Below are 26,664 nucleotides of genomic sequence, written 5' to 3'. Positions count from 1 at the left end.
AGCAACTGCGGTGCTCGTGCGTTTCAACTTGCATCCACGGACATTTGCAGCGATACTGTATATAATTACAGTACTCAACAGCATCCCGCCGCGAGGTGTCCTTGATCACATCTGCCCCCACATTGCCTGAACCACGCCGCTGGATTGCCCACCTGGACATGGATGCCTTCTTTGCCTCCGTGGAACTGTTGAAATATCCGGAACTGCGCAGCGAAGCCGTCGTCATCGGCGGCGGCCGGCTGCAGCAACCCGTGCTGCAGGATGACGGCACGCGGCAATTTGCGCGCATGCGCGACTACGTGGGGCGCGGCGTCGTCACCACGTCGACCTATGCGGCGCGTAAGTTTGGCGTGTTTTCCGCCATGGGCATCATGAAGGCGGCCAAGCTGGCGCCCGACAGCATCCTGCTGCCAGCCGATTTCGAGGCCTACCGCGAGTATTCGGCCCGCTTCAAGCAAGCCGTGGCCCATCTGTGCCCCATCATCCAGAACGTGGGCATCGATGAAATCTATGTCGACCTGACGGAATACGGCGAGCAGGCGCCGGCCATGGCCGCGCGCCTGAAGGCGGCCGTGTTCGAGGCGACGGGCCTGTCGTGCTCGATCGGCCTGGCGCCGAATAAATTGCTGGCGAAAATCTGTTCCGATCTGGAAAAGCCCGACGGGCTCACCATGTTGTCGCCCGAGGATATTGCAACGCGCGTGTGGCCCTTGCCGGCAAAAAAGATCAACGGCATCGGCCCGAAGGCCACGGCCAAGCTGGAAGCCCTGGGCATCGTCACTATCGGTGAACTGGCGCAAGCCGACCTGGCCATGCTGCGCACGCAGTTCGGCGATCTGTACACGGGCTGGCTGCACCAGGCGGCGCTGGGCCTCGATGAGCGGCCCGTGCAGACGAGCCGGGAAACCAAGTCCGTCAGCCGCGAAACGACGTTCGAGCGCGACTTGCAGGTGGTGCGCGACCGCGCCACCCTGTCGGAAAAGCTGGAAAGCCTGTGTACGCGCGTGGCGGGCGACCTCGACAAGCAGTCGCTGGCGGGGCGCACGGTGGGCATCAAGCTGCGCTTCGAGGATTTCAGCACCGTCACGCGCGATATCACCCTGCCCAGCGCCACGGCGGACGCAGCCGCCATCCTGCGCGCCAGCCGCGATTGCCTGCGGCGCGTGCCATTTGAAAAGAAAATCCGCCTGCTGGGCGTGCGCATCTCGACCTTGTGCCATCCGGCCGTGGTGACGCGGCAGGCGCCAGCCCAGGCGGAGCTGTTTCCCAGCCTCTAGCGGCGTTTCCTACAAGATACATACCGCGCCGGACCGCGCTTTTGACGGCATTTTCACGTCGAAAGTGTAGAATGGCGTTCCCCTGGCACTACTGAAACAAACGGAAGACAAAAACTATGTGGTTCAAGAATCTTCAGATTTACCGCCTGCCCGCACCATGGGCTTACACGCCAGAACAACTGGAAGAGGCGCTGTCCTCGAACAAATTTACGCCGGCGACCAGCATGGATCTGATGCGCCAGGGCTGGGATACGCCACGTCCGAACGGTGGCCTGGTCCATGTTGTCAATAAGCAAATGCTGATCTTGCTGGGCACGGAAAAGAAACTGTTGCCAGCGACCGTCATCAACCAGGTGGCCAAGGCCCGCGCTGCCGAGATGGAAGAAGCGCAAGGCTTTGCGCCCGGCAAGAAAGCCATGAAAGAATTGAAGGAGCGCGTGGCCGACGAGTTGCTGCCGCGCGCTTTCAGCATCCGCAGCAACGTCTGGACCTGGATCGACCCCGTCAATGGCTGGCTGGTGGTCGATGCGGCCAGCCCGGCAAAAGCCGATGAAGTCATCAAACTGCTGCTGAAAGCCGTCGACAAACTGCCGCTGGAAAGCCTGCGCGTGCAGCGCTCGCCCGTGGCGGTGATGACGGAATGGCTGCAGGCCGACGATGCGCCAGCCGGCTTCACGGTCGACATGGACACGGAATTGCGCGCCACGGGCGAAAGCAAGGCCACCGTGCGCTACGTGCGCCACACCCTGGAAGCGGACGACGTGCGCCGCCACATCGCGGCCGGCAAGCAGTGCACGCGCCTGGCCATGACGTGGAACGACAAGATTTCGTTCGTGCTGACGGAGTCCCTGGCCATCAAGAGCGTCAAGCCGCTGGACGTGATCAAGGAAACGGAATCGAGCACGAAGAACGACGAAGAACGTTTCGACGGCGACGTGATGCTGATGACGGGCGAGCTGAGCAAGCTGATGGCCGACGTGGTCGAAGCCTTGGGCGGCGAAGCGACTGCATAAAAGTAGTTATATAGGTACGGAAAAGGAGCTGCGGCTCCTTTTTTTTTCGCCTGTGCATGGCGCCCGGCGTGGCATAAAAAAGGGCCTTGCAGTTGCAAGGCCCTTCGCCATTCAGTTCAGATTGACGGAATCAACTTAGAACTTGATTTGGCCCGTGATGTAGAACGAACGCATCATTGGATCGGCGTAGCGTGGGTCGAAGCCAACCTGGTGGCCCGACGAAGTGCGCAGGGACAATGGTGGTGCGCGGTCAAACAGGTTCTTGATACCAGCGCGGATCGACTTCTTGCTGTCGAACACATAACGACCTTGCCAGTCGATGGTGGTGTACGAAGGCACGGCCAGGCGAATCTTCTCCAGTTGCTTGGTCGCAACGTCCATGACCTCGGCCGAAGCGTCGGTATAACCGTTACGGTAGCTGATGATGACGCTGTTGGTCAGCTTGCCCGATTCCAGGCTCAGATTCAGCTTGGCCAGGTTACGGAACGTGACTGCATCGGTGATACCGAAGTAGTTCATGTTGTTCGTCCACTGGTCCTTGGTGCCTGGCACGGTGTAGTCGGCCCTGAGCATGTGGGTGCCGCTCAGATTAGCCGTGAAGTTACCGAAGTCAAAGCGCTTGCGTGCCGTCATGTCCCAGTCGATACCGCGGTTATGCGTTTGGCCGATGTTCAGCGACAGCGACTTGAATGCATAGTAGGTATTGCCGGTCGATGGTTCGGTGTAGGTGCCGAACAGGTCACGGTACAGGCTTGGGTTGTTGAAGGCCTGCGATTCGCTCACTGCCGAAACCGCGTCGGTGATCTTCACATCCCACAGGTCGGCGCCGAACGAGAATGCCGAGCTTGGCTCGATACGGAAACCGACGGTGTACTGTTTCGATTTTTCCGGTTTCAGGTTTTCGTTACCACCAGCCAATTGGTTGTATTGGGTTGCTGGTGGACGGCACATGGCATCGCCTGGGAACGGGCAGTTCCAAGGTTTTGCGGTGAAGCCGTTGTTGACCAGCGGCTGGCCGATGTCCAGCATGCTTGGTGCCTTGAAGCCCGTGCCGTACGAACCACGTACCAGCAATTGCTGGACTGGCTGCCAGCGTGCCGTTACTTTATAGGTGCTGGCGCTTTGGTCTTTACCGATGGACTTGTTCACGACACCGTTGTCGATCTTCGTCACGGTATCGTAACGGCCGGCCAGGCTCACTTCGATCGTTTTGGTGACAGGTGCCAGCAATTCGGCAAATACACCATAGGTCTCGCGGGTCAGGTCGTAACGTGGCGACGTGTTGAAGTTGTAGATCGTGCTGGTGCTGGCGCCGGCGCTTGGCGATTGCTCGTAATTGTATTCACGATAGTCGCCGCCGATACCGATGTTGGCCTTGCCGCCTGGCAAGGAGAACAGTTCACGCGAACCGTGTGCGTCGATGCCGCGCATGGTGGTCGATGCCGTACGGATCGAACCGTTGAATTGGGAACTGTTGATCAGCTTTTGCAGTTCTGGCGATGCGCTGCCGGCTGGCAGGAACGGGTTGAACTGAGGATTGCTCTGCATCGCGACGAAGTCGGCGTTCTTGGCGTAACCGCCAACATAGCGCTCGTCGATCGCGTTTTGCGACCAGGTCAGGGCCGATTCCACGTTCCACTCGCCCACTTCGCCTTCTACGCCGACCACGAAATGCTTGGTGTCGGTGATGGTGTTACTGGCGCGGGTACCCCAGTCGACCATGCGGTAGTTGGCGGTAACAGTCTTGACGTCCGCTTGCTGCGCTGGCGTCAGGCTAGGCTTGACGTAGGTGTTGTACAGGGCGCTATCTTTGGCGATCGTGATCGGCACCGGGTTGGCGGCGATACGCGCGGTCAGGTCGTAGCGCGACAGGGCAACTTCGGCAAACGCATTCAGGTTTTCCGTCAGTTTGTAGGTGCCGCGTGTGAACAGGCTGTCGCGTTTCGATTCTGGAACGATTTCAACCGTCGAGCCGCCGTCGAAGCCGCAAGCCTGGTTATTGTTTGCCATGACGTAGTTGCTTGGCGCGCAACCATCTTTGTTTGCTGCCAGGTATGGGCTGAACGTGATTGGCAGCGTGTTCTTGTCCTTGAACGCAACCGTGGCGTTGGCCGGTGCCGTCGAGGAGCTGGTGCGGTCGTAGATGTAGTTCTTGCCGCCGTAGCTGACAGGAATGTACGACGAACGGGCGAATTTGCGGTCCGTTGCCTTCAGTTTCGACTGCTCGTCGTGGCGGTACGATACCAGCACGTTGAAGCGGTCTTCGTCCAGATCGCCAAAACCGTAGGTGACGTTGGTATTCCAGGCGTTGCCGCCTTTATCTTCCGGGCCACCATAGGTGGCTTCCAGGGTGCCGCCTTGGACATTTTTCTTCAGGATGAAGTTGATGACGCCGGCAATGGCGTCCGAGCCGTACAGGGCCGAAGCGCCGTCGGTCAGGATCTCGACGCGTTCAACCGCGCTCATCGGAATGGCGTTCAGGTTGACGGAGGTACCCGAGCCTTGTGGCGCGATGCGACGGCCGTTCAGCAGAACCAGGGTGTAGCTTTCGCCGATGTCATGGATCGACGCGCTGGTGCGGCCACCCGAGTTGGAACCGGCAGCAACGGCACCGATGGTGAAACCTTGCATCGCTGGCAGACTTTGTACCAGATCAGCAACGGTGGTGGCGCCAGTACGGGCGATCGCTTCTTGCGACAGGCGCTGTACAGGCAGTGCCCCTTCGACGGCGATACGCTTGATACTCGAACCGGTAATTTCAACTTTTTGAATTGCTTCGTCCGCCATGGATTGGCCGGAGAACAAGACGCTACCTGCCAGTACGGTCAGGGCCAGGCGTACGCTGCGCACGCCGATTTTTTCTTTAAATGCCATTGTAACAATTACTCCGTAGTAGTTTTAATAACGACAAGCGGTACACGAGCACGTATCAAGCCATCGGATAGATGGCCAGGGTGCTCGTGTACGGTAGGCGGAACCACGTCGGTGGGAAGTGGAGGACTACTTAGCGCAATATTGTTATAAATGCACTTCTTACTTGTCGAGGCAAACATTATGTCGTCTCAGCAAGAAAAAAAGCACCTCAACCGTGTCGGATTTGGCAATAAATTATGGATACAGAAGAATATTTAATTTAAATGTTAAATTACAGTCTTATATTTATTAATATCGTCGTTTTTAAAAATGATCAATGGTGTTTTTTTACAACATAAAATTATTGTATTGGCAATTTGATGTTTTACCTATAATAATTCGATGAATACTGTTGTATTGATGAATTTATGAACGGCGAAAAAACGTAAAAAAAGCCCGTTGAAAACGGGCTTGTCGAATTGTGACAAAGTGGCAGTCAGACCGTTTTCCAATCTGCTTTTTGCATCTTGCCTGCCATCGGCTTACAAGGGCTGGAATACACCGGCGGCACGGTTCTTTTGCACATTGTCCCAGGCAAAGATCTGGCCATTCATGGCCACGTACACGCCGGCTGGCAAGGTTTGCGCCACGCCACAGGCAAAGCCCAGGTTGAACAGGGCATCGGAATTGTCGATTTCATAGGGAATCATGGCGCCTGTCAGGATGACAGTTTGCTGCAGGTTCGCCGCGCCCAGCACTTGCGCTGTTTCGCGCATGGTGTCGGTGCCGTGGATGATGACGATGGCTTTTTCCTGTGCCGCGCGGCACGAGGCCAGCACGCGCTGGCGGTCCGCATCCTGCATGTCGAGCGAGTCCAGCAGTGGCAGTTGCTCCAGGGCCACGGGTGCCGTCATGCGCGCGCGGGCAATCGCTGCCGGCAAATGACTGTCGGAAAAGCCCAGGGTACCGTTCAATTCGTTGTAGTGTTTGTCGAAAGTGCCGCCAGTGGCGAGTATGCGCAAAGTCATGATGTGGTCACGATGTCAGTGGAGAATGACGCGCATGATAGCGTGGATTGGCAGCGTTGCGTGAATGGGTGCTGCAGATGGGGCAGCGTGCTTGCCGCCTGCGTTTGCGCCGCATCTGGAAAATCTGGCCATCTGTGAGTACACTGGTTTCTTTGTTTGCCTACCGTCCCGACTCCGTATGAAAGCCCTCGCTCCCGGCACCGTCATTTTTCACCGCCACCGTGGCTACGGGGTGATCACGTCCGTCAATCTGCTGACGGGCTGGATCGCCGCCCGTTTCGGCAGCGAAGCGCGGACCCTGGACTTGAACCTGTCGACCGACGACGTGCAGTTTGCCGATGGCGAAGCGATCCTGTTTCGCCGCGCGCCGCCGGACCGCATGCCGCACGCGCGCCTGATGGCCATGGTGCGCGAGCTGCACCAGGCCGGTTATCAAAAACTGTATCTGTATTCCTGGCCGAAACCGTCGGGCCTGCACTGGCGCTGGCATTTGTTTACGGGGCCGCGAGACTGGATGCAGCGGCCGTGGCGCGAAGGCTGGTATGGCTCGGGCGCCGATTACAACGTCAATCCCGTGATGGGCTGGGGCGATACGCCCGGCGCCACGACTGGAGAGCTGATCGATGCCTTGGCCCGTTTCGATCCGCAGGGGCTGGCGCAGGCGCTGGGGCGCGACGACGACCACACCGAGTGGTTTGGCCGCGTCTGCGACGCCTTGTTGCCCGATTATATGTATAGCCTGGACATGCAGCGTACCGCAGGCGAGCCCTTGGCCGACATGCCGCCCGTGCCGGTGGTCGCCGTGCGCGCCGGCGTGGCGCCGTACGAGGGGCCGGACATTGCCTGGCCGCCCGGCTGGGCCGGCCTGTGGCGCGGCCGGCACGTGCTGCCGGCGCCCGCCATTCGCATCACGGGAGAGCCGGACCTCATCAAGGGCTATCAGCGCTCCTGATACGTTTGCCGCGCATGTGCCAGCACCTCGGGATTGAGCAGGCGCGTGCATTGACCCTGCGTAAATTCCACGATGTTTTGCAAGGCGTAGCGGAAATACAGTTCATAGCTGTCACGCTCGACGTAGCCCAGGTGTGGCGTGGCCAGCACGTTCGGCAGCAGCAGCAATGGCGCGCCTGGCGGCAGCGGTTCGTCCGTAAACACGTCCAGCGCGGCGGCGCCCGGGCGCCCCTGCGGCAGCGCCGCTTCCAGCGCGCCATCGGCCACCAGTTCGGCGCGGCTGGTGTTGACGAACAGGCTGCTCGGTTTCATGCGTGCCAGGTCTTCGTTGCTTACCAGACCGCGCGTCTTGTCGGACAGGCGCAGGTGCAGGGTCAATACGTCGGCTTGCTCAAAGAAGGCCTCGCGCGACTCTGCCGCCGTATCGCCGGCCGCCACGGCCGCCGCGCGGCTCGCTTCGCTGCCCCACACGAGGATGCTCATGCCGAAGGCGCGGCCATAGCCGGCGACCAGCTGGCCTATCTTGCCGTAGCCCCAGATTGCCAGGGTACGCCCCTTGAGCACCGTCCCCAGCGTATTGCGCGCCGCTTCCAGCGACGACGTCTGCCATAGCCCTTCCTGCAAATGTTGCGCATACGGCACGATCTTGCGCTGCGCCGCCATGATCAGCGCCCACGTCAGTTCGGCCGGCGCCGTGGGTGAACCGATGCCTTCGGCGATGGCGATACCCAGCTCGGTGGCGGCCGCCACGTCGATGTGTCCGCTGACCTTGCCCGTTTGCGAAATCAGTTTCAGATTCGGCAGTTTCGACAGCAAGGCGCGGTTGAAACTGCTGCGTTCGCGGATCAGTACCAGCGCGTCGAATGGCGCCAGGCGGATCGCCAGCTGGCCCAGGCCCCGCGCCGTGTTGCTGAACACTTTGACCTCGTGGCCATCGAGCAATGGGAAACAATCGAGGCCGCGCACGGCATCCTGGTAATCATCGAGTATGGCAATTTTCATGGTAGATGGCCGATTTTAGTAAGGATTTGGTAGGGAAATAACAGGATACGGGGAATGCTGAATAGCCTACTACATTAGTCAAGCTATTCTCCTACATTTTTGCGAGAATAGCCGTTACTCGGGTGTACAATCGCCGGCACTTTTGAAGCTTCCTGATTATAGTTATAGCGCAAACTGTTCCCGCTACTTGGGTGCATGATCCAGGTAAACGACACCAGAGCCCTGCCCGCGTGCGCACGCCGCCCGCAGTGAGCCGCAGCCACTTCTCAACGATGCTGCCTGTCTTGCCGGAACGACCAGAATTTCTTTTATTGGTATTGGAGGTAATATGAATCAGCCCGTCATGGGTGGCGTCGCCGCACTCAACGTCCCAGCTTATATTAAACAACAGAAACTGATCAACTGGGTGGCCGACATTGCCGCGCTGACCAAGCCAGACCGCATCTACTGGTGCGATGGTTCGCAAGAAGAGTACGAGCGCCTGTGTGCCGAAATGGTTGCCAGCGGCACCATGAAAAAACTCAACGCGCAAAAGCGCCCGAATTCCTACCTGGCCTGCTCCGACCCGAGCGACGTGGCCCGCGTCGAAGATCGTACGTATATCTGCTCGGCAACGAAAGAAGCGGCTGGCCCGACGAACAACTGGACCGACCCGGGCGAAATGCGCCACACCCTGAACGGCCTGTTTGATGGCTGCATGCGCGGTCGTACCATGTACGTCGTGCCATTCTCGATGGGCCCGCTGGGCTCGCCGATCGCGCACATCGGCGTGGAACTGTCCGATTCGCCGTATGTCGCCGTCAACATGAAGATCATGACCCGCATGGGCCGTGCCGTGTACGACGTGCTGGGTACCGACGGCGCCTTCGTGCCGTGCGTGCACAGCGTGGGCGCACCGCTGGCCGCCGGTCAGCAAGACGTGAAATGGCCTTGCAACAGCACCAAGTACATCGTGCATTTCCCGGAAACGCGCGAAATCTGGTCTTTCGGTTCGGGTTACGGCGGCAATGCCTTGCTGGGCAAGAAATGTTTCGCCCTGCGCATCGCCTCGAACATGGGCTACCAGGAAGCGCAAGCGTCCGACAACAACCCGGGCTGGCTGGCCGAACACATGCTGATCCTCGGTGTGGAATCGCCGGAAGGCAAGAAGCATTACGTGGCGGCAGCGTTTCCCTCGGCTTGCGGCAAGACCAACTTCGCCATGCTGATCCCGCCGGCAAGTTTTAACGGCTGGAAAGTGACTACCATCGGCGACGATATCGCCTGGATCAAGCCGGGTGCCGATGGCCGTTTGTATGCCATCAATCCGGAAGCCGGTTATTTTGGCGTGGCGCCGGGCACCAACGAGAAAACCAACTACAACTGCATGGCCTCCATGCGCGACAACACGATTTTCACCAACGTGGCGCTGACGGACGATGGCGACGTCTGGTGGGAAGGCTTGACGAAAGAAGCACCAAGCCACCTGATCGACTGGCAGGGCAAGGACTGGACGCCGGCGTCCGGCACCAAGGCGGCGCACCCGAACGCGCGCTTCACGGTTGCTGCTACGCAAAACCCCGTGATTGACGCTGCCTGGGACGATCCGGCCGGCGTGCCGATCTCGGCCTTCATCTTCGGTGGCCGCCGCTCGACCACCGTGCCGCTGGTAACGGAAGCGCGCAACTGGGTCGAAGGCGTTTACATGGCCGCCACCATGGGCTCGGAAACGACGGCCGCCGCCGTGGGCCAGATGGGCGTCGTGCGCCGCGATCCATTTGCCATGTTGCCGTTTATCGGCTATAACATGAGCGATTACTTCCAGCACTGGCTGGACATGGGCGTCAAAGTGGGTAAAGTCAACCCCGCCGCCCTGCCGAAGATTTACTGCGTCAACTGGTTCCGTACGGACGAGGCGGGCAAGTTCGTCTGGCCTGGCTTTGGCGACAATATGCGTGTGCTGAAATGGATGCTGGAACGCATCGAAGGCAAGGCGGGCGGCGTGGAAAACCTGTTCGGTACGACGCCGCAGTATGGCGACCTAAACTGGGATGGCTTGCCATTCACGCAAGAACAGTTCGACACCATCACGTCGATCGACAAGGCGGCATGGGTGGAAGAATTGAAATTGCATACGGAGTTGTTTGAAAAACTCGCGTATCATCTGCCGCAAGAATTGGCAGATAACAAGGCTGCGCTGGAAAAGCGGCTGGTTGCATAAGTAAGTTAACGTAAAGCGGCACCTGACAAGCGTAGCGCGCCGCGCAGTAGCTTGTCAGGTGTTGAGAGTTGTAGTGGGGGAGAAACACGTCGGCGAAGACTGACGTGCAATAAATGACACGCCGGCAATGACTGGGGTGCTATCAAAAAGAGAAACGGCGTGGATTGCATGAGCAATCCGCGCCGTTTTTTATTGGGCTGCCCTCGTTATTGCTTGAGCAGCGGCCCCAGGTATTTACCCGTCACGCTGGCCGGGTTCAGGGCCACGTCTTCCGGCGTGCCCGTGGCGATGATCTGGCCGCCGCCGGCGCCCCCTTCAGGGCCCAGGTCGACGATCCAGTCAGCCGTCTTGATGACGTCGAGGTTGTGCTCGATGATGACGAGGGTGTTGCCCTGGTCGCGCAGGCGGTGGATCACTTTCATCAGCAAGTCGATGTCGTGGAAGTGCAAACCCGTCGTCGGTTCATCGAGGATGTACAGGGTGCGGCCCGTGTCGCGCTTGGACAGTTCCAGCGACAATTTGACGCGTTGCGCCTCGCCGCCGGACAAGGTGGTGGCGCTCTGGCCCAGCTTGATGTAGCCCAGGCCCACGTCGAGCAGGGTTTGCAGTTTGCGCGCGATCAAGGGCACGGGCTTGAAGAATTCATGCGCTTCTTCTACCGTCATGCCCAGCACTTCCGTGATATTCTTGCCTTTGTAGTGTACTTCCAGGGTTTCGCGGTTGTAGCGCTTGCCGTGGCACACGTCGCATGGCACGTAGACGTCGGGCAAGAAATGCATTTCGACCTTGATCACGCCATCGCCCTGGCACGCTTCGCAGCGTCCACCCTTCACGTTGAACGAGAAGCGCCCTGCGCTGTAGCCCCGTTCCTTGGCCGTCGGCACGGTGGCGAATAAATCGCGGATCGGTGTAAACAAGCCCGTGTACGTGGCGGGGTTCGAGCGCGGCGTGCGGCCAATCGGTGCCTGGTCGACGGAAATGACCTTGTCGAAATGTTCCAGGCCGCTGATCGATTCGTGCGGCGCCGGCTCCGTCTGCGAACCATACAAATGGCGCGACAGGGCCGGGTACAAAGTATCGTTGACCAGCGACGATTTACCGGAGCCGGACACGCCCGTCACGCAGGTCATCAAGCCCACTGGCAAGCTCAGCGACACCTTCTTCAGATTGTTGCCCGTCGCGCCAGTAATGACCAGCTGCTTTTCCGGATTGCTGGCGTGACGCTTGGCGGGCACGGCGATCTTCAGCTTGCCGTTCAGGTACTGCGCCGTCAGCGATTTCTTGTTTTTGAGAATGTCTTGCAGCGTGCCTTCGGCGATGATTTCGCCGCCGTGCACGCCCGCGCCGATGCCCATGTCGACGATGTAGTCGGCCGTGCGGATGGCGTCTTCATCATGCTCGACCACCAGCACGCTGTTGCCGATGTCGCGCAAGTGTTTTAACGTTTCGATCAGGCGGTCATTATCGCGCTGATGCAAGCCGATCGACGGTTCATCGAGCACATACATGACGCCCGTCAAACCGGAGCCGATTTGCGATGCCAGGCGGATCCGTTGTGCTTCGCCGCCGGAGAGCGTGTCGGCGCTGCGGTCCAGCGACAGATAATCGAGGCCCACGTTGTTGAGGAATTTCAGGCGCGAAATGATTTCCTTGACGACGCGGTCGGCAATTTCTTTCTTGGCGCCCGTCAGTTTCAGCTTTTCAAAGAACTCCAGGGTCTCGCGCAGCGGTTTTCCCGCTACTTCATAGATGGCGCGCTGCTGCTTGCCGGTGCCAACCTTGACGAAGCGCGCTTCCACGCGCAGGCGCGCGCCATCGCATGACGGGCAGCATTTTTCATTGATGAACTTGGCCAGCTCTTCCTTGACGGCCATCGAGTCCGTCTCGCGGTAGCGGCGCTGCAGATTGTTGACCACGCCTTCGAACGTGTGTTCCTTGATGACGGTACGGCCCCGTTCGTTCACATAGCTGAACGGAATCACTTGTTTGCCGGAACCGTAAAGCACGGCCTGCTGTGAATTCAAGTCCAGTTGCTCGAACGGCATGTCCAGGTCGAACTCATAGTAGGCGGCCAGGTTCGACAGCATCTGGAAGTAAAACTGGTTGCGGCGGTCCCAGCCCTTGACGGCGCCCGACGCCAGCGACAGATTCGGGAACGCGACGATGCGTTTCGGGTCAAAGAACTCGATGTGCCCCAGACCGTCGCATTCCGGGCAGGCGCCCATGGGGTTGTTGAACGAGAACAAACGCGGTTCCAGTTCCTGCAGGGAATAGCCGCACACATTGCAGGCGAATTTATTCGAATACACGTGTTCCTGGGCGGTATCCATTTCGTAGGCAATAGCGCGGCCATCGGCCAGGCGCAGGGCTGTCTCGAAACTTTCCGCCAGGCGCTGCTTGATCTCCTGGTTCACCTTGACGCGGTCGATGACGACGTCGATCGTGTGTTTTTCCGTCTTTTTTAATTTCGGCAGGTCATCGACTTCATAGATTTTCGCCGCATGCGTGCCGCTCTGCACGCGAAAGCGCACGAAGCCCTGTGCCTGCATCTGCTCGAACAGGTCGACATGCTCACCCTTGCGGTTGGCGACGACGGGCGCGAGTATCATCAGCTTGGTGTCTTCTGGCATGGCCAGCACGGCATCGACCATTTGCGAGACGGACTGGGCGGCCAGTGCGTTTTCCGGGTGGTCGGGGCAGTAGGGCGTGCCGACGCGCGCGTACAGCAGGCGTAAATAATCGTGGATTTCCGTCACGGTGCCCACCGTTGAGCGTGGGTTGTGCGACGTTGCCTTCTGTTCGATAGAGATGGCGGGGGATAAGCCCTCGATCAGATCGACATCGGGCTTTTCCATCAATTGCAGGAACTGGCGCGCATAGGCCGACAGCGACTCGACATAGCGGCGCTGGCCTTCCGCGTACAAGGTGTCGAAGGCCAGCGAAGACTTGCCGGAGCCGGACAAGCCGGTAATCACGATCAGCTTATTGCGCGGCAAATCGAGATTGATATTCTTGAGGTTATGCGTGCGAGCGCCGCGAATGCGGATCTGTTCCATGTGATTGCCTTGCTTTCAGTGAGTGGTGCGGCCGGCGCATTGTGCCTGGGTGCAGATGAGGAGCCACAACGGGTCAACCTGTTACTATAGCCGGGTTTTGCTCTGCATGCCTGGGGCGTCCATGGGCGGATTGCGCCGCCAGGCGAACGTGCCCCGACAAAGTTTGATACAGATGCGTGCCGACGTTTAAACACTGTATATAATACCAGTATTCAAGTTTCTTGTTTTCCCTTGCCGTGAAAAAAACGTGCTGCCGCACGCTAGCTGGCGTCCGTTAGAAAGCGGGTGCTTTGCGCCGCGTGGTCGCTTATAATCCTCGTTTAGTACACTAAACTACCGCGCGGGACACCGGCTCCCGCTGCAGTTCATCAGGAGTTATTCATGGCATCAGTCAACAAAGTCATCATCGTCGGCAATCTGGGCCGTGACCCGGAAATCCGCTACATGCCTAGCGGCGACGCGATCGCCAACATCGCCGTGGCCACTTCGTACAAATCGAAGGACCGCAACACGGGCGAACAAAAAGAATTGACAGAGTGGCATCGTATCTCGTTCTTCGGCCGCCTGGCGGAAATCGTCGGCCAATACCTGAAAAAAGGCTCGTCCGTCTACGTCGAAGGCCGTCTGCAAACCCGTAAATACACGGACAAGGACGGCGTCGAGAAGTACGCAACCGACATCATCGCGGAACAAATGCAAATGCTGGGCGGTCGCTCCGGCATGGGCGGCGACGCTGGCGGTGGCGATGACAGCTACGGTGGTGGCGGCGGTGGTGGCGGCTACGACGCCCCGGCCCCGCGCCAGGCACCGGCCCCGCGCCCAGCCCCGGCACCAGCCCCACGCCCGGCACCGAAGCCAGCACCGAACTTCTCGGATATGGATGACGATATTCCGTTCTAAATTTGCCGTTCTGACGCCTGCCGTTAGGCACTGTGGATAAAAAGCCTGCTTCATTCGTGAAGCAGGCTTTTTTTGTAGGCACGGGCTGTACACGGCAATCCGGGGCGCATCGTCCCATTTCACAGCAAGAAACGGATGGCGACGCTGTCCGGATGCTGGTCTGATGGTGGTTTTGACGACGCCGGAGAACAGCATGAATTTTCGTATTACGGGGCTGTCGCCCGAGCCTTTTCTGCCCCTTTTTTCCTTATCCGATGCCGAGTTAACGGCGCTTGGCATGCGACGCTGTGTGGTCGACCAGCATCCCGGATTTCCTGACCGTATCGCACTGGTGGACGCCGAATTGGGCGAGACCGTGCTGTTGTTGAACCATGTCTGCCAGCCCGCCATGACGCCCTACCGAGCGTCCCACGCCATTTTTGTCCGCGAGGGCGCTACGCAAGCGTACGATGCCATCAATCAAGTGCCGGAATCGATGCGGCGGCGTCTATTGTCGCTGCGCGCCTACTCTGTCGATGGCATGATGCTCGATGCGGAAGTGGTGGACGGCACCGCCGTGGAAGCCGTCATTGCACAACTATTCGGCCATGCAGCCGTCAGTTATATTCACGTCCACAATGCCAAGCGGGGCTGTTATGCGGCCCGCATCGACCGCGTTGGCCGCTCCCTTGCCTAATCGCGCAAGCCTATCTCCAGTGTGTACACCGCCACCGCATTCCTGCGCGCCGCGTTGCGCATCAAATACACCTGCACCGTGTACTCGCCATCGGCTGGCAGTTTTGCCTGGAAACTGTTGCCGCTGGTCGAGCCGATGAACAGGGCTTCGTCTTGGCCGGCCTGACGGATATTGAAGTAATTCGATGGCTGATTGGTCTTGAGCTTGACGCTGAGAGTCTGGCCAGCCTTGCCTGTCAACGTGTATTCTGCCGTGGCGTAGCCCTTGATCTTGCCTTTCACGCTGTGCGTGTTCGTGCCTGCCGTCAATTCCACGGTTTCCTTGTGGACAGGATCGGCGCTCCAGGCGGGCGTGGCAAAGACGAGTGCCGCCAGCAGCAGGATGGCGCGGATGGGCAGGGGACGATGCAGCATAGGGCACTCCTTTGAACGTGGATGAATTGGCAGGCGACGGCGATGGCGTCCATCTTACGCCAGCAGCTGCCCGGCGCCAGTACGGCAGCGCGCGCATGGCCAGTTCGAGGATGGTTTTTCCCCCTTTCTTGACCTGGGTACTTTTTTGGGCTGCGCACGTTTCAAGACGCGGCCAAATGCCAATTTCAGGTAGGCTGAAGCGTCTCTACGCTGCGGAACCGGCTGCGGAACCGGCTGCGGGCGCTGCTGCGCCGGACCGGTTTTTTGCTGCTCTTCTTCCCTGTACTGAAAGGAACGCAGATGGGTATTTCCGAAAAAGTCGCGCTGGTCACGGGTGCCGCGCAAGGCATAGGCAAGGCCATCGCCTTGCGTCTGGCCAAGGATGGCGCCGATATCGCGCTGGTGGATTTGAACCAGGACAAGCTGGACCTTGCTGCCGCCGAAGTGCGCGCGCTGGGGCGCCGCGCCGTCACCTTCATTGCCGACGTGTCGCAGCTCGATCAGGTGACCGCCGCAGTGGCGTTTGCCGAACAAGAATTGGGCGGCTTCGACATCATCGTCAACAATGCCGGCATCGCGCAAGTGCAGCCGCTGCTCGACGTGACGCCGGCCGAGGTCGACCGCATCATGCGCATCAATGTGCAAGGGACGCTGTGGGGCATCCAGGCAGCTGCCAAGACGTTCAAGGCGCGCCGGCAGAAGGGCAAGATCATCAATGCCTGCTCCATCGCCGGGCATGACGGCTTCGCCCTGCTGGGAGTGTACTCGGCCACCAAGTTTGCCGTGCGCGCGCTGACGCAGGCGGCGGCCAAGGAACTGGCGGCCGACGGCATCACCGTCAACGCGTATTGCCCCGGCGTTGTCGGCACTGATATGTGGGTCGAGATCGACAAGCGCATGGCCGAACTGACTGGCGCCGAGCTGGGCGCGACGTACAAGAAATACGTGGACGGCATCGCGTTGGGACGTGCCGAGACGCCGGAAGACGTGGCGGGGCTCGTCTCCTTCCTGGCGGGGCCGGACTCGGACTACATGACGGGCCAGGCGCCGCTGATCGATGGTGGTCTCGTGTACCGCTGATGCCTTGATCGCGCCTAAAAAAACAGGCCACGCTGTCGGTGACGGCGTGGCCTGTTTGCGTAGCATCAAGCGCCGTAAGCTAGCCTTAATTGAAAGTGACTTCCTTGCGGTTATCGCGCGAGACGCGGTCGATCATCTTGTTGTACGGATCGACGCCCACTTCGAATGGTTTGTCCTTCACGGTGATGGTCACCACCGGGTCGCTGCCCGACAACACGCGCTTGTCCGTGAACAGGACTTTTTCATCCTTTTCTTTGGCGCCAGGGGCGCGCGCGAAGATGGCGATTTCCACCGGCTCGTCATAGACGCGCGGACTCTCCTTGCCCTTGCCGTCGGACTCCAGCTTGGCCAGGTGCAGCTGCAGGGTGACATCCCACTGGCCATCCTTGCGCTGCACGGCGGTCGCTTGCGTCACGCGGTTGTCATAGAAGACGATTTTTTCGAACAGGTCCGTGATCAGCGCCTGCTTGTCCTGCGGCGCTTCGGCGCGGATATACGCCAGCAGTTCGCGCGAGGTGGTGAATGGCGCGTGCTGGTAGCCCTTGTCCTGCAGATAGCGTTTCAGGGCACGGTTCAGGGCTTCCTCGCCCAGCTCGTCACGCAGGCGGTAGAACACCAGGCTGCCCTTGTTGTAGTGGATGTATTGCTGTCCCTCCACGCGCGCCAGCGGCAATTCTTCGATGGCTTCGCCGCCGCGTCCGCTCAGGTAGCGGTCCAGTTCATAGCGCAGGAAGCGGCGCATTTTTTCGCGGCCATATTCCTTTTCCATCACCATCAACGCCGAGTATTGCGCCAAGGACTCCATCAGCATGCTGGCACCCTGCACGTTGGCACCGATCACTTGATGGCCCCACCACTGGTGCGCCATTTCATGCGCCGTGACGTAAAACACATAGTCGATGTCATCCTTGTTGCGCAGGTCGGCGATGAAGCCGATGCCCTCCGAATACGGAATCGTATTGGCAAACGACTGGGCGAAGCTCTGGTAGCCGGGGAATTCCAGGATGCGCACCTGCTTGTGCTGGTAGGGGGTGAACTGGGAGCTGTAGTAGTCGAGCGACTTTTGCACGGAGGTAATCATGCGGTCCGTGTTATAGCCATGCTTTTTATCGAAATAAATTTCGATCGGCAAGCCGTGCCATTCGCCTTTTTTGACTTCCCAGCGGGCCGACAGGTAGGCAAAGAACGGCAGCATCGGCTGGTCCATCTTGTAGCGGTAATAGCGGCGGCCATCCTGTTCCCAGCTCTTCTGCAGATAGCCGGGCGCCAGCGCGATCTGCTCGCCGCTGGTGGAGACGGTGGTGTCGAAATGGACCCAGTCGGCATCGCCGCCCAGCACCGTATTGCCATACGCGGACTGGTCTTCCAGCTTGGCCATGCGCTGTGGTTCGCCCAGGCCCCGCTTGCGGCGCTCATTGCGGTCGAGCAACTCCATCTCCTTCGCATAGCCGAAGTGGGGGAAGAAGGCCTGGTTGTTGAAGAAGCTGCCGTTCAGGTTGACCTGGTCCGGCGCGCCGTCGTTGGTGAAACCCTGGTGGGTGACCGCCACCGTGAAGTCCAGCGGCAGGGTGGCGCCCGGCGCCAGGGGCTGGGCCAGCTTGAGGATGCTGAAACCGAGTTCCTTGTCGTCCAGCATCACCTTGTGCTCAGGCAAGTTCAACCAGGCCGTCTTGAGCTGCGGATCGAGCTGGATGCGCAGGGTGTCGAGCGGCTGCGCTGTCTTGTTCTGTAGCACATAGTGGCCCTTGATCAACACCTTACGTTGCTCAGGATAAATATCCACATCGGCCTGCACATCGGTGATCTTCGGCTGCGGCAAGTCTTTGTATTGTTTGTACAATTTCTCGTAGCGGGCCTGCTTGTCCATGCCGATGTTCGACGGTACATATTGGTTCAGCACATTCGTGTTGTAGAAAATCCAGCCACCCGTGCCCGCCCAGCACAGCAGGACAGCGGCCAGCGCAGTAGCTGTGCTGCCCTGCAGGCGCTGGCGGGCCAAGCGCAGGCGCACGCGCCAGCCGGCAGACAGGCCGCGTACCCAGAACGCCTGCGCCAGCAGGACCAGCGCCACGGTAAACAGGCTCCAGTACAGCGCAAACCAGGCCCAGCCCGTCAGGAAGTGGCCGTAGCCATTCATGTCCGAGTACTTGATGGCCGGCGTGCCGCCGAAGGCGTACAGATTGTGTTCCAGATGCAGCATGCCCAGCACGGCTTGCGTCACCATCAGCAGTATCACCAGCAGGTAGCCGATGAACTTGTTATTCGACAGCACTTGCAGGGTGAGGGCGCACAAGCCCATCAGCACGAAGAAGAGGGCGCCCAGCAGGGTGCCTTTCAGGTACAGGCCCAGTTCCACGGGCGCGCCACCCTTGACGAGCTGGAAGCCGATGGCGGCGATGACGCCCACCAGCAAATAGCCGCCGATGACACCGATCAGGGCCGTGCATTTGGCCAGCAGGGGCACCCAGTCCGGCACGGGCATGGCATCGCTGACATTGGCGATCCTGGCTTGCCGTTCCTTGAAGATCAATTCGCCCGCGTAAAACGTGACGATGATGATCAGGAGGAAGCTGAAGCTGTTGTTGATCTGCTGCAACATCAAATGCGTCATCGGATACACGGCCGTGCCGTACATGTTCTTGCCGACATTGGCGCCGGCGATCAGGTTGATGACGCCGAACAGCAGCATGACGAGGAAGGGCAGGCTCTTGAAGACGCCCGCCGCATCGAAGCGCAAGATCTGCCACCACTGGCGCCAGGCCGTTGCCGGGGTAAAAGTGGGAATGCTGCGCGGCAGCTGCGGCGGCGGCGTGACGGCGGGGGCGGCGGCCACGGCCTTGTGCTTGCCGAACAGGCGCTTGCCCGTCCCCGTGCGCTGCGGCTTGAACAGGACCACGGTGGCGGCGAACAGCACGGCCGTGATACCCAGCCACAGCAAGCGGTTGGCCAGCAGGAAGCCGGACAGGGGCGGCAGGCCCGCGTTCGCTTCGGCGGACGTGAAGTAGCGCGTCATGCGGCCCAGGGCGCGCATGCCGAACGGGTCGAGCAGGACGGCGATCCATTCGTTGTTGATGTCGCGCGTAAAGGCGCCGGCCATGCCCCACAGCACGAAAAAGCCCAGCACGCCCACGTAGACGAGCAACATCGAGCGCGTGGTGGCCGCCAGCAGCATCAGCAGGGCGCCGATGAAGAGCAGGTTCGGGATCACCATCACGCCGAAGCTCCACGCATACGCATGCAGCGAGAACGCCCCCACGCGCTGCGTATCGACCCAGGGCATGAGGGGGCCGAGCATGAGGGCCAGGGCAATGGCGGCAAAGATCACCAGGCAGGCGACAAAGCCGGCGGCGAAGCGGCCAAACAGGTAATCCCACTTGCGCATGGGCGTGGCGAACAGCATGTCGGCCATGCCCACTTCGCTGTCGCGCAGCACGGCGCCGGCGATGAAGATGGTGATGAGCAACATCGAAAGCAGGCTGAACATTGTCAGCAACTGCGCCACCACGGTGGGCGCATTGCGGTTGATGTTGCCGATGGCACCGCCGATCTGGATCGAATCGCTGCTGCTGGCGCCAAAGGCCAGCAAGGCCAGGATGGCGGCAAATATCCACAGCAGCGGCTGTTTCAGCTGATAGCCGAGGTCAAACTTGAAAAATTCTTTCCACATGGCGGCCCCTTACGCTGCCACTGCAGCCGGCGCGGCTGTTGCGGTGGCGCCGTGGCGGGCAGCGTTGCGCACGTGCAGGAAGTACACGTCTTCCAGGTCTGCGGCGATCTGCACGAAGCCGCTGTCGGGCTGGCTGTCGGCAAACACATTGATTTGCGGCTTGCCGCCCACCAGGCGCGTCGACAGCACGTTCAAGGTTTGCTGGTACTGCGCCAGTTCTTCCGTCGTGACGCTGCGGCGCCAGACCTTGCCGTGCAAGGTATCGATGGCCGCCTGCGGTTCGCCCTGCACCAGCACCTGCCCCTTGACGATCATGGCCATGCGCGGGCACAGGTCCGTCACGTCGTCGACGATGTGCGTCGACAGGATCACCACCACCTGCTCGCCGATCTTCGCCAGCAGGTTCAGGAAGCGGTTGCGCTCCTCCGGGTCCAGGCCGGCCGTCGGTTCATCGACGATCACCAGGCGCGGCGCGCCCAGCAGCGCCTGGGCGATGCCGAAGCGCTGGCGCATGCCGCCCGAATACGTGCCCAGATTGCGCTTACGTGCTTCCCACAGATTGGTTTGCTGCAACAAGGCTTCCACAGCTTCCTTGCGTACCCCCTTTTCCGTCAAGCCTTTGAGCACGGCAAAGTGATTGAGTAGGGTTTCCGCACTCACTTTCGGATACACGCCGAAATCCTGCGGCAGATAGCCGAGCTGGCGGCGCAAGCCTGCCTTGTCCTTGAGCACATCGAGGCCATCGAAGTGGATGCTGCCGCTATCGGGGTCTTGCAAGGTGGCAATGGTACGCATCAGCGAGGACTTGCCTGCGCCATTTGGTCCCAGCAAGCCGAACATTCCGTTGGGAATCTCCAGGCTGACATGGTTGATGGCCTTGACGCCATTGGCATACGTTTTGTTCAGCTGTTTGATCGATAGCATGCAGCACTCTCCAGAGCTTGGGTATGAAAGCCGGCAGATGCCTGCCTGCCGGTCGGTAAAAGGGGATCCCCCTTGTTTTTCAGCCGCGATAGCGGATGTTGCTTAAAAACAATAATATATAAGCAATTGGAGGAAAAGTAATCTTTTTGCGACCAAGGGGGGAAATGCAGGGATGAAAGACAGGAGGGACGGATGAGTGACGTGGTGCTACACCCGCCATCTCGGCGATGCCAGGTGGCGGAAAGACGGGATGATGGCGGTCGTACAGAACATGACATTGCGCGCCGTTGCGCCCGGCGAAGAGGGCGCGCTGGCACAGCTGTTTCAGCTGTCATGCTACGATAATGCCGCCTGGAGCGATGAGGCGCTGCTGGCCGATGGCCGCTATGAGGTGTGCGATGCGGGGCTGGCGTCGCATGTGCACGCAGCCGGCCATACGGCCACGCAGTTTCAGCTGACCTTGCTGAAACCGGCGGCCTGAGCCGGTTTAGAAGCGTACTTTGACATACGCCGACGGTCCCGTCAGGCGGATGTTCAGGTCGGCATCGCGTTCGCTGTCGCGGTGCAGCTTGATTTTCGAAATGCCGTAGTCGGCCACGAAACCGATATTTTTGAACGGAAACCATTCCACGCCGACATTCCCGCCGTAGATGTGACCGTTGATGCGTCCGCCATTTTTCTTGATGCCCGACGCTTCCGCATACATGCGCAAGTCCGGCGTGAAGGCGTGGCGCCAGCCCACTTCCAGCAGCGGCGCAAACGCGTGCTCGCCGATGGAGTCGCGTGCCGTGGCCGTTTCGCCATTGACGACGCCGGTGGCCGTGCCGTTCAGGCTGGCATGATAGTAAGCGGCGCCCAGGCCGATGCCGAAGGTGTCGTTGCCGCTGCCCAGCCACCATTTATAGGCCAGCTTGGCCAGGTCCAGTTTCAGGTCGGCATTCGCCGTGGCCGTGCCCGTGACGGGCTGGCCATTGATGATGGTCTGGCCCGTCAGGCTTGGCGTGTAGGATTTGTCGTAGCGGTAGTAGTCGAATGCCAGGCCGTGGCGGTCGCCGATCAGCAAGTCCGCCTTGATGCGCGGGATGGTGGTATGGCTGGGCTTCGATTCGGGCGCGTCGATGCGTCCAAACTGCGTGTCGGCACCGATATTGATGCGCGGATCGGCAGAAAACGCCCCTACCGAGATGCTGACACGGTCCAAGGCGGGCGATGGCTCGGCCCGCGCCGTGGCGGCCACCGTGGCCATGCCCAGCACGCCCAGCATCATGCTGCCGCGCAAGGCGAGATGCTGCAAACGGGGTGGGGACAGGCGGGTGGGCACGGACATAGAAAACATGGGGTAACTCCTCAGGATAAAGTGAAAACTGTCGCAACGCTTGGGCAACAGTGCAATGAGGAAATGGTAGCAATTGTTACTTTTGAATTACGTAGCCGCACGTCGCAATTGGCCGTCGGACTTGTCCTACCGTGTGTAACCGCTGGTACACACGCCGGCATTGTCTGCAACGCCGGACGCGGGCAGAATGGTGCGCACAAGGAGGAGACACTGCATGAGAATCGCCGCCATTTCCGATATCCACGGCAACCTGGACGCGCTTGAGGCCGTGCTGGCCGACATCGCCCGCCAGGGCGTCGATGTCATTGTCAACCTGGGCGACATCGTCTCGGGCCATCTGCAGCCGCGCGCCACGGCGGCGCGCCTGATGGGCCTGGGCTTGCCCACCATCCGCGGCAACCACGAGCGCCAGCTACTGGCTGATCCGGCCCGCATGGGCGTCTCGGACGCCTTTGCGCGTGCGCAACTGTTGTCCGAGCAACTCGCGTGGATAGACTCGTTGCCCGCCACCTTGCGCTTGCGCAAGGACGTGCTGCTCGTGCATGGCACGCCGACAAGCGACCTCGTATATTTTCTCGACAGCGTCACGCCGCAAGGCAGCCGCGCCGCCACGCCGGTGGAAGTGGCCGAACGCGCGGGCGAGGCCGACGCGGCCTTGATCCTGTGTGGCCACACGCACATGCCGCGCCAGGTGCGCCTGGCCGATGGGCGGCTGATCGTCAACCCGGGCAGCGTGGGCTTGCAAGCCTACGACGACGACCATGGTTATCCGCATGTGATGCAGAACGGCACGCCGCATGCACGCTACGCCATCGCCGAACAGGGCGCGGACGGCGCCTGGGCGGCGCACTTTCATGCGGTGGCGTATGACTGGGACAAGGCGGCGCGGCTGGCGCTGGCCAACGGCAGGCCCGACTGGGTCACGCCGCTGCGCACGGGCCGGGTAGGCTGATTAGCGGAACTCTTCGGCCACCAGGTTGTACTTCTGCATCTTGTGGTACAAGGTCTGCTTCGGCAAACCCAGCACCGCGCTCACTTCGCTGACGTTGCCGGAATATGCGCGCAGTTCCTGTTCGATCAGCGCGCGTTCGAAGCCGTTGACCTGCTCCGCCAGCGACAGGGGACTGGCCTGATTGCCCGCCAGCAGGCTCGAAGCGCCACCGGCGATACCCAGCACGAAGCGGTCGGCGATATTGCGCAGTTCGCGCACGTTGCCGGGCCAGGAATGGGCCATCAAGTTGCGCATCTGCGCGCTGGAGACCACGGGCGCGGCGCGGTTGTAGCGGGCGGCGGCGGCCAGCACGAAGTGCTCGAACAGGATGGGAATATCCTCGCGCCGTTCGCGCAGCGGTGGCAGATGCAGCACGATCAGATTCAGGCGGTAGTACAGGTCGCTGCGGAATTTCTGCTGCTGCGACAAGTCTTCCAGGTCCAGTTTGGCCGCCGCGATGACGCGCACGTCGACGGGCGTGGGCACGTTCGAGCCGAGCCGTTCGATATAGCGTTCCTGCAGCACGCGCAACAATTTCACTTGCAGCGACAGGGGCAGGCTTTCGATTTCGTCGAGGAAAAAAGTGCCATGGTCGGCGTGCTCGATCTTGCCCACTTGCCGCTTGGCCGCACCCGTGAACGCGCCCGGTTCGTGGCCGAAGACTTCGCTTTCAAAAATACTTTCGGGAATCGCGCCGCAGTTGACGGCGACGAAGTTGTGCTTGCGGCGATGGCTGAAGTCGTGCAGGCAGCGGGCCACCATTTCCTTGCCCGTGCCCGTATCGCCATAGATCAGCACGTCAGCCGGTTCGTCGGCTACGTCGAGGATCAGGCGCCGTATGTCGCGCATCGCCACGGAATTTCCCAGTAAGCGCGCTTCGATGCCGCCGCCGTCTTCCAGCTGGCGGCGCAGGCTGTGCACTTCCAGGGTGAGTCGCCGCGTTTCCAGCGCGCGCAGGATGACGTCGACCAGTTGCTCGGATGAGTATGGCTTTTCGATGAAATCGTAGGCGCCCGTGCGCATGGCGTGTACGGCCATGGTGATGTCGCCGTGGCCCGTGACGAGGATCACGGGCAGGTTGGCATCGAGCGTCTTGACCGCCTGCAGCAATTCCAGGCCGCTCATGCCCGGCAGGCGCACATCGCTGACCACGATGCCGGGAAAATCCGGCGTCAGCAGTTTATAGGCCAGTTCGGCCGAGTGGAAGGCCAGCACGTCCAGGCCGGCCAGCTGCAGTGCCTGCTCGCTGCCTTCGCGTACGGTGGGGTCGTCCTCGACCAGCAAGACCTTCAAGCCGTCAAACATGTTTTTCCTCCTGCGTTGCAATCTGTAGTTCGATGGTGAAGATGGCGCCGCCGCCGGGGGCGTTCTCGGCGCGCAGCACGCCGCCGAACTGGCGCGTGATCTGTTCGGAAATGGCCAGGCCCAGGCCCAGACCCAGTCCTTGCGGTTTTGTTGTGAAGAACGGCTCGAACAGGTGTTCGCACACTTCCGTCGACAGGCCCGGCCCCGTGTCGGCCACGTGGATCAGCACGTGTTCCGGCGTGCATTCGACGGCCACGCGCAAGCTGCGCACGTCGCTGCCATTCATGGCGTCGAGCGCGTTGGCGTACAGGTTTACCAGCACCTGCTCCAGGCGGTTGCTTTCGCACATGGCGAAGATGTCTTCAGGCGGCAGTTGCAGGGTGAAACGCACATTTTCTACCTGCAGGCGGCGCTCGACCAGGAACAGGGCGTTGCTGATCGCCGTGGGAATCGACACGGAGGTCAGGCTGGTGGTCGATTTGCGCGCAAAAATCTTCAATTGCCCTGTAATGGTCCCCATCCTGGCCGCAATTTGCGAGATCTTCGCCAGGTTGCGCCGCGCGTCGTCGAGCCGCCCCCGCTCGAGCAGGATGACGGCATTGTCGGACATGGTGCGCAGCGCCGTCAGCGGCTGGTTGAGTTCATGCGTGATGCTGGCCGACATTTGTCCCAGCACGGCCATCTTGCCGGCCTGAAACAGTTCGTTTTGCGTGATGTGGAGTTTCTGCTCGGCCTTGCTGCGCACCTCGATTTCCTGGCTCAGGCTTTGCGTCATGGCATTGAGTTCCGAGGTGCGTTCTTCGACCATGGCTTCCAGGTTGTCATAGGCATGCTGCAGGTCTTCGCGGGCGCGCAATTTTTGCGCCACGGCCGCGCGGCGCTGGCGCAGGTAAAAGAACAGCAACATGAAAAAGCCCAGCAGCACGCAGGAAAAGGCGGCCGCCGCGCGCGCGCTGGCCTTGGCCTGCGCCAGGTCGGACAAATAAATGAAAGTCCATCCTTGCGGGGACTTGAGCTTGATCTGCGTCATGACGCTCGAACTGGTCTTCGGTGGCGCATCGGCGTGTTCCTGCTCGCGCACGCTGATCACGCGCGCGCCATTGCCCAACTGGCGGTCGGAGACGAAGGGAATGGCTTCGAGTTGCTTCGAGTAATACTGGCGTGTGCGGTTGAGCTCTTCGACGATGGCGGGCGACAGCGGCGCCAGGGTCTTGTACTTCCAGTCCGCCATGGAACTGAGGAAGATCACGCCGTGCTCATCGGCCAGCATCACCTTGTCCGCGCCCTGCACCCAGCGTTTTTCCAGGTTTTCCAGGTTCACCTTGACCGTTGCCAGGCCCAGCATGTGGCCATTCTGGTAGATGCCATGGGCAAAGAAGTAGCCGGGCTCCAGCCGCGTCGTGCCCACGCCATAGAAGCGGCCCGGCGTGCCGCGCAGCGCGTCCTGGGCGTAGGGACGGAACGAGATATTGTCGCCAATAAAGCTGTCGGGCTGCTGCCAGTTGCTGGCGGCCCGCGTGTTGCCGTCGAGGTTGCTGATGAAAATGGTCGACGATTTCGCCTGGGCATTCATCTGCTCGAGGTAATGGTTGACCGTATCGACCAGTACCGGGTCTTCCGGGTGCTGCAGCAGGCGGATGACGTCGCGGTTCAGCTCCAGGGTCTTGGGCAGGAAGTCGTATTTCTCCAGTGCATTTTCAAGACTGCTGACATACACCTCCAGGCGCTGCGCGCCGCTCGCCTGCAGCTTGCCGATGGCGATGCGTTCGGTCCAGAAATACACGAGCCAGACGGTGGCCAGGCAGGCGGCCAGCACCACGCCCCAGGCCAGCGTTTCGCGGCCCGACCGTTGCGACAGGCGCTGGCGCCAGGAAAGGGAAGGTTTGTTACTGCTATTCATAAAATCAGCTGCCAACTTGCAAGATCCCACAGTATCGCATTTAAATATTGCGTAAAAAGAAAAAGCCGCCGGATGTGCATCCGGCGGCTCAC

At 60.3% G+C, this 26,664-nt stretch carries 19 protein-coding genes; 9 read left to right on the top strand and 10 right to left on the bottom strand.

The features are described from left to right. The first annotated feature begins 122 nt into the window (after positions 1 to 122). Both dinB and ACQ4W0_RS25230 read left to right on the top strand, forming a co-directional pair. The gene (gene dinB / locus ACQ4W0_RS25235; protein ID WP_436579338.1) at positions 123 to 1,277 is read left to right on the top strand and encodes a DNA polymerase IV; all 1,155 of its coding nucleotides are present in this window, start codon (positions 123 to 125) and stop codon (positions 1,275 to 1,277) included. 116 nt (positions 1,278 to 1,393) lie between these two features. Continuing rightward, positions 1,394 to 2,290 (top strand): recombination-associated protein RdgC, encoded by an 897-nt coding sequence (locus ACQ4W0_RS25230; protein WP_034754435.1) that lies wholly within the window; start codon positions 1,394 to 1,396, stop codon positions 2,288 to 2,290. Between the two features lie 135 nt (positions 2,291 to 2,425). Here ACQ4W0_RS25230 and ACQ4W0_RS25225 read toward each other — a convergent pair whose 3' ends face one another. Both ACQ4W0_RS25225 and ACQ4W0_RS25220 read right to left on the bottom strand, forming a co-directional pair. Next, complete coding sequence (locus ACQ4W0_RS25225; RefSeq protein ID WP_436579252.1) at positions 2,426 to 5,164, bottom strand: TonB-dependent receptor; 2,739 nt, start codon at positions 5,162 to 5,164, stop codon at positions 2,426 to 2,428. Between the two features lie 521 nt (positions 5,165 to 5,685). Next, positions 5,686 to 6,171 (bottom strand): asparaginase domain-containing protein, encoded by a 486-nt coding sequence (locus ACQ4W0_RS25220; protein WP_034781194.1) that lies wholly within the window; start codon positions 6,169 to 6,171, stop codon positions 5,686 to 5,688. 178 nt (positions 6,172 to 6,349) lie between these two features. On the opposite strand from ACQ4W0_RS25220, the gene ACQ4W0_RS25215 reads away from it, so the two are divergent. Next, positions 6,350 to 7,123: an L-asparaginase gene (locus ACQ4W0_RS25215; protein WP_436579251.1), complete on the top strand. Its 774-nt coding sequence runs from the start codon at positions 6,350 to 6,352 to the stop codon at positions 7,121 to 7,123. On the opposite strand, the gene ACQ4W0_RS25210 is transcribed toward ACQ4W0_RS25215, so the two are convergent. Further along, positions 7,111 to 8,124, bottom strand: coding sequence for a D-2-hydroxyacid dehydrogenase family protein (locus tag ACQ4W0_RS25210; RefSeq protein WP_436579250.1), 1,014 nt, complete (start codon positions 8,122 to 8,124; stop codon positions 7,111 to 7,113). The two genes, ACQ4W0_RS25215 and ACQ4W0_RS25210, sit on opposite strands and share 13 nt — an antisense overlap. Before the next feature lie 328 nt (positions 8,125 to 8,452). On the opposite strand from ACQ4W0_RS25210, the gene ACQ4W0_RS25205 reads away from it, so the two are divergent. Further along, entirely contained in the window at positions 8,453 to 10,324 is a 1,872-nt protein-coding gene (locus tag ACQ4W0_RS25205; protein ID WP_436579249.1) for a phosphoenolpyruvate carboxykinase (GTP), read from the top strand. 206 nt (positions 10,325 to 10,530) lie between these two features. On the opposite strand, the gene uvrA is transcribed toward ACQ4W0_RS25205, so the two are convergent. Then, entirely contained in the window at positions 10,531 to 13,380 is a 2,850-nt protein-coding gene (uvrA, locus tag ACQ4W0_RS25200) for an excinuclease ABC subunit UvrA (protein ID WP_436579248.1), read from the bottom strand. A 381-nt stretch (positions 13,381 to 13,761) separates the two neighbouring features. On the opposite strand from uvrA, the gene ssb reads away from it, so the two are divergent. After that, positions 13,762 to 14,280, top strand: a complete 519-nt coding sequence (gene ssb / locus ACQ4W0_RS25195; RefSeq protein ID WP_071075050.1) for a single-stranded DNA-binding protein — start codon at positions 13,762 to 13,764, stop codon at positions 14,278 to 14,280. Positions 14,281 to 14,473: 193 nt separating this feature from the next. After that, entirely contained in the window at positions 14,474 to 14,956 is a 483-nt protein-coding gene (locus tag ACQ4W0_RS25190) for a DUF1203 domain-containing protein (RefSeq protein ID WP_436579247.1), read from the top strand. Here the strand turns inward: ACQ4W0_RS25190 and ACQ4W0_RS25185 are convergent. Continuing rightward, complete coding sequence (locus ACQ4W0_RS25185; protein WP_436579246.1) at positions 14,953 to 15,369, bottom strand: hypothetical protein; 417 nt, start codon at positions 15,367 to 15,369, stop codon at positions 14,953 to 14,955. The genes ACQ4W0_RS25190 and ACQ4W0_RS25185 overlap by 4 nt on opposite strands. A gap of 300 nt (positions 15,370 to 15,669) precedes the next feature. Here ACQ4W0_RS25185 and ACQ4W0_RS25180 point away from each other — a divergent pair, with 300 nt between their 5' ends. Further along, positions 15,670 to 16,449 carry an acetoin reductase gene (locus tag ACQ4W0_RS25180; protein WP_436579245.1) on the top strand — a complete coding sequence of 260 codons (780 nt, stop codon included), beginning with the start codon at positions 15,670 to 15,672 and terminating at the stop codon, positions 16,447 to 16,449. An 85-nt stretch (positions 16,450 to 16,534) separates the two neighbouring features. Here ACQ4W0_RS25180 and ACQ4W0_RS25175 read toward each other — a convergent pair whose 3' ends face one another. Continuing rightward, a complete protein-coding gene (locus ACQ4W0_RS25175) occupies positions 16,535 to 20,116 on the bottom strand; it encodes an ABC transporter permease/M1 family aminopeptidase (RefSeq protein ID WP_436579244.1) in 3,582 nt (1,193 codons plus the stop codon). A gap of 9 nt (positions 20,117 to 20,125) precedes the next feature. Next, positions 20,126 to 21,040, bottom strand: coding sequence for an ABC transporter ATP-binding protein (locus tag ACQ4W0_RS25170; protein WP_436579243.1), 915 nt, complete (start codon positions 21,038 to 21,040; stop codon positions 20,126 to 20,128). A gap of 250 nt (positions 21,041 to 21,290) precedes the next feature. Here ACQ4W0_RS25170 and ACQ4W0_RS25165 point away from each other — a divergent pair, with 250 nt between their 5' ends. Then, entirely contained in the window at positions 21,291 to 21,521 is a 231-nt protein-coding gene (locus ACQ4W0_RS25165; protein ID WP_436579242.1) for a hypothetical protein, read from the top strand. Positions 21,522 to 21,527: 6 nt separating this feature from the next. Here the strand turns inward: ACQ4W0_RS25165 and ACQ4W0_RS25160 are convergent, their stop codons facing one another. Continuing rightward, the gene (locus ACQ4W0_RS25160; protein ID WP_436579241.1) at positions 21,528 to 22,376 is read right to left on the bottom strand and encodes a porin family protein; all 849 of its coding nucleotides are present in this window, start codon (positions 22,374 to 22,376) and stop codon (positions 21,528 to 21,530) included. A 214-nt stretch (positions 22,377 to 22,590) separates the two neighbouring features. On the opposite strand from ACQ4W0_RS25160, the gene ACQ4W0_RS25155 reads away from it, so the two are divergent. Then, positions 22,591 to 23,328 carry a metallophosphoesterase family protein gene (locus tag ACQ4W0_RS25155; protein ID WP_436579240.1) on the top strand — a complete coding sequence of 246 codons (738 nt, stop codon included), beginning with the start codon at positions 22,591 to 22,593 and terminating at the stop codon, positions 23,326 to 23,328. Here ACQ4W0_RS25155 and ACQ4W0_RS25150 read toward each other — a convergent pair whose 3' ends face one another. Beyond that, a complete protein-coding gene (locus ACQ4W0_RS25150) occupies positions 23,329 to 24,672 on the bottom strand; it encodes a sigma-54-dependent transcriptional regulator (protein WP_436579239.1) in 1,344 nt (447 codons plus the stop codon). It lies immediately after the preceding gene. Next, on the bottom strand, positions 24,665 to 26,572 hold the full coding sequence (locus ACQ4W0_RS25145) for a sensor histidine kinase (RefSeq protein WP_436579238.1): 1,908 nt from the start codon (positions 26,570 to 26,572) through the stop codon (positions 24,665 to 24,667). The genes ACQ4W0_RS25150 and ACQ4W0_RS25145 overlap by 8 nt, the downstream gene beginning before the upstream one ends. Positions 26,573 to 26,664: the final 92 nt, after the last annotated feature.

The sequence above is a fragment of the Janthinobacterium breve genome, assembly GCF_051380895.1.
Classification (GTDB): domain Bacteria; phylum Pseudomonadota; class Gammaproteobacteria; order Burkholderiales; family Burkholderiaceae_D; genus Janthinobacterium.
The sequence above is the reverse complement of the archived record's forward strand: the minus strand, read 5'-3'. Positions and strand labels throughout refer to the sequence as shown.

Coding starts and splice junctions, on each gene's coding strand:
- ACQ4W0_RS25230 (WP_034754435.1), top strand. CDS start 1,394: ATGTGGTTCAAGAATCTTCAGATTTACCGCCTGCCCGCACCATGGGCT.
- ACQ4W0_RS25225 (WP_436579252.1), bottom strand. CDS start 5,164: ATGGCATTTAAAGAAAAAATCGGCGTGCGCAGCGTACGCCTGGCCCTG.
- ACQ4W0_RS25220 (WP_034781194.1), bottom strand. CDS start 6,171: ATGACTTTGCGCATACTCGCCACTGGCGGCACTTTCGACAAACACTAC.
- ACQ4W0_RS25215 (WP_436579251.1), top strand. CDS start 6,350: ATGAAAGCCCTCGCTCCCGGCACCGTCATTTTTCACCGCCACCGTGGC.
- ACQ4W0_RS25210 (WP_436579250.1), bottom strand. CDS start 8,124: ATGAAAATTGCCATACTCGATGATTACCAGGATGCCGTGCGCGGCCTC.
- ACQ4W0_RS25205 (WP_436579249.1), top strand. CDS start 8,453: ATGAATCAGCCCGTCATGGGTGGCGTCGCCGCACTCAACGTCCCAGCT.
- uvrA (WP_436579248.1), bottom strand. CDS start 13,380: ATGGAACAGATCCGCATTCGCGGCGCTCGCACGCATAACCTCAAGAAT.
- ssb (WP_071075050.1), top strand. CDS start 13,762: ATGGCATCAGTCAACAAAGTCATCATCGTCGGCAATCTGGGCCGTGAC.
- ACQ4W0_RS25190 (WP_436579247.1), top strand. CDS start 14,474: ATGAATTTTCGTATTACGGGGCTGTCGCCCGAGCCTTTTCTGCCCCTT.
- ACQ4W0_RS25185 (WP_436579246.1), bottom strand. CDS start 15,369: ATGCTGCATCGTCCCCTGCCCATCCGCGCCATCCTGCTGCTGGCGGCA.
- ACQ4W0_RS25180 (WP_436579245.1), top strand. CDS start 15,670: ATGGGTATTTCCGAAAAAGTCGCGCTGGTCACGGGTGCCGCGCAAGGC.
- ACQ4W0_RS25175 (WP_436579244.1), bottom strand. CDS start 20,116: ATGTGGAAAGAATTTTTCAAGTTTGACCTCGGCTATCAGCTGAAACAG.
- ACQ4W0_RS25170 (WP_436579243.1), bottom strand. CDS start 21,040: ATGCTATCGATCAAACAGCTGAACAAAACGTATGCCAATGGCGTCAAG.
- ACQ4W0_RS25165 (WP_436579242.1), top strand. CDS start 21,291: ATGATGGCGGTCGTACAGAACATGACATTGCGCGCCGTTGCGCCCGGC.
- ACQ4W0_RS25160 (WP_436579241.1), bottom strand. CDS start 22,376: ATGTTTTCTATGTCCGTGCCCACCCGCCTGTCCCCACCCCGTTTGCAG.
- ACQ4W0_RS25155 (WP_436579240.1), top strand. CDS start 22,591: ATGAGAATCGCCGCCATTTCCGATATCCACGGCAACCTGGACGCGCTT.
- ACQ4W0_RS25150 (WP_436579239.1), bottom strand. CDS start 24,672: ATGTTTGACGGCTTGAAGGTCTTGCTGGTCGAGGACGACCCCACCGTA.
- ACQ4W0_RS25145 (WP_436579238.1), bottom strand. CDS start 26,572: ATGAATAGCAGTAACAAACCTTCCCTTTCCTGGCGCCAGCGCCTGTCG.